Origin of the sequence: Aquipuribacter hungaricus, from assembly GCF_037860755.1 — a bacterium.
Lineage (GTDB): Bacteria > Actinomycetota > Actinomycetes > Actinomycetales > JBBAYJ01 > Aquipuribacter > Aquipuribacter hungaricus.
This window is the reverse complement of the sequence record NZ_JBBEOI010000392.1, coordinates 1-1,857: the sequence shown is the minus strand read 5'-3', so window position 1 is coordinate 1,857 and position 1,857 is coordinate 1. Positions and strand designations below refer to the sequence as shown.

Genomic DNA, 1,857 nt, shown 5'->3' with positions numbered 1-1,857 from the left:
CGAACAGCTGCCCGGGGTGGTGGGCCGTCGGGGCCCCCTCGGCGGGGGCCACCGTCGGCGCGGCGTCCGGCGCGGCGGAGGGAGCCGGGTCCGCCACGGCGGGCGCGGTGGTACCGCCGGCCGTGGCCTCGGGGGAGGGGGCGACCGACGGGGCGGGCGACGACGGGGGCAAAGAGGCGTCCGTCGAGGGCGACGGCTGCGCGGCCACCGGCCCGTCGGCGCCGCCGAGCGTGCTCAGGCCGACGGCAGCGGCCGCGACCGCAGCCACGGAGCCGGCGCCGACCAGCACGAGACGGGTGCGTCGGGACGGGCCCGGACCCGCGGACGGACCGCCCGGGGCCCGGTCCGCCGTCGTCATGCCTGGCCCGTGCGCTCGGTCACGCGAGGGTCGTCTGTGCGCGCGGGCACGGGGAGGGCGGGCGCGGCGGTGCGCGGGTCGACGGGGTCGTCCCCGGCGCGCGGCACGCCGATGCGCGGCTCGCTGCTCCACGGCTCGTCGTCGATGGCGTCGGCAGCCCCGGAGGCTGCGACGACCACGCCAGCCGGGACCGGGGGCACGGTCGAGACCGGGACCATGTGCGCGACCGGGAGCAGCGGGACGACCGGGGGCACGGGGGCGACGGGCACCATGACGGGACCGACCGGCAGGACGGGTCCGGCGGGGACGCCGCCCGTGGGGACGGGGACCGGCGCCGGCGTCGGCGCCACGGTGACCTTCGGGGCGCGGACCACGGCGAGCAGCCGCCGCCACGACACGAAGCCCACCGGCGCGGCGCGGACGGCCTCGAGCCTGCGGGCCAGGACCAGGGCGGTCTCCGGTGCGGCCGAGACGTGCGGGGTGCAGCGGAACGCCTGGGGGTCCGCCAGCGCCTCGTCGAGCAGCGCCGCCAGCCGGTCGGCGTCGTCGGCCAGCGTGATCCAGCCGAGTGCCGACAGCCGGTCGCAGAAGTGGACCTGGTGGTCGTCGACGACCTCGTGCAGGCGGGCGAGCCGCGGGACGACGACGGGGAGCCGGCCGCACAGGCGGGCGTCGAGCATCGAGCCCGGCCCGCCCTGGACGACCACGGCCGTCGCCTCCTGCTGCAGGGCCAGCATCTCCTCGCGCGGCAGCATGCGCACCGGCTCGGCGCCCCGGGCCGGCCGGGACGAGCCGTGCTGGTGCACGACGCGGACCTCGGGGTGCCGGGCGATCCACGGCTCGAGCCAGTCGCTGAGGCGGTCGAAGCGGTGGTGGTCGGTGCCCACGCTCACCACGACGGTGGGGCGGGGGTCGGCGGCGCTCACAGCGTCCTGCCCACGACGACGCCCTCGGGGTACGCGGACAGCTGCTCGTCCCACTGCAGGCAGAAGGCGTCGGACAGCGGGTAGTTGAGCCGGCCCGACAGCGTCGGCTCGTCCACCCGGTCGAACACCTCGATGTACATGGTGCGCACCCGCAGCACCCGGGCCGCCACGAAGAACGGCACGGACACGCCCGCACCCGTGGACACGACCACGTCGGGCCGGTCGCGCAGCAGCGTGACGACGGCGAGCACCTGGTTGCGCAGCGCGTTCCACGCGTTGCGCGTCGTCGGGTGGAAGGCCCAGGTCACCTTCTCGCCGGCCAGCGCCGAGAGGGCGTCGGCCTTGCGGAAGGTGACCCAGTGGCGCTCGTGGGCGGACCAGGCGTCGCCGACGGCGAGGAGCTGGGCGAGGTGGCCGCCGGTCGAGGCGACGAGGAGGACCTTCACGAGCGTCCACCGCCGAGCTCGCTGGGGGCGGCCGGGCGGCGGGGGCCGTCGCCGGGCAGGGCCCTGGCCGGCGCCGGCGCGGACAGCTGCGCGAGCCCGCTCGAGGCGTGGCCGTCGCGCGCGGGGC

General features: G+C 78.3%; 3 protein-coding genes. All 3 read right to left on the bottom strand.

The features are described 5' to 3' along the window. The coding region (locus WCS02_RS20050) for a hypothetical protein (RefSeq protein ID WP_422665446.1) at positions 1 to 358 on the bottom strand (358 nt) is incomplete at its 3' end. Then, positions 355 to 1,284, bottom strand: a complete 930-nt coding sequence (locus WCS02_RS20045; protein ID WP_340296062.1) for a hypothetical protein — start codon at positions 1,282 to 1,284, stop codon at positions 355 to 357. The genes WCS02_RS20050 and WCS02_RS20045, both read right to left, overlap by 4 nt. After that, on the bottom strand, positions 1,281 to 1,730 hold the full coding sequence (gene pssD / locus WCS02_RS20040; protein WP_340296060.1) for a PssD/Cps14F family polysaccharide biosynthesis glycosyltransferase: 450 nt from the start codon (positions 1,728 to 1,730) through the stop codon (positions 1,281 to 1,283). Before pssD ends, WCS02_RS20045 begins: the two co-directional genes overlap by 4 nt. Between the last annotated feature and the right edge of the window lie 127 nt (positions 1,731 to 1,857).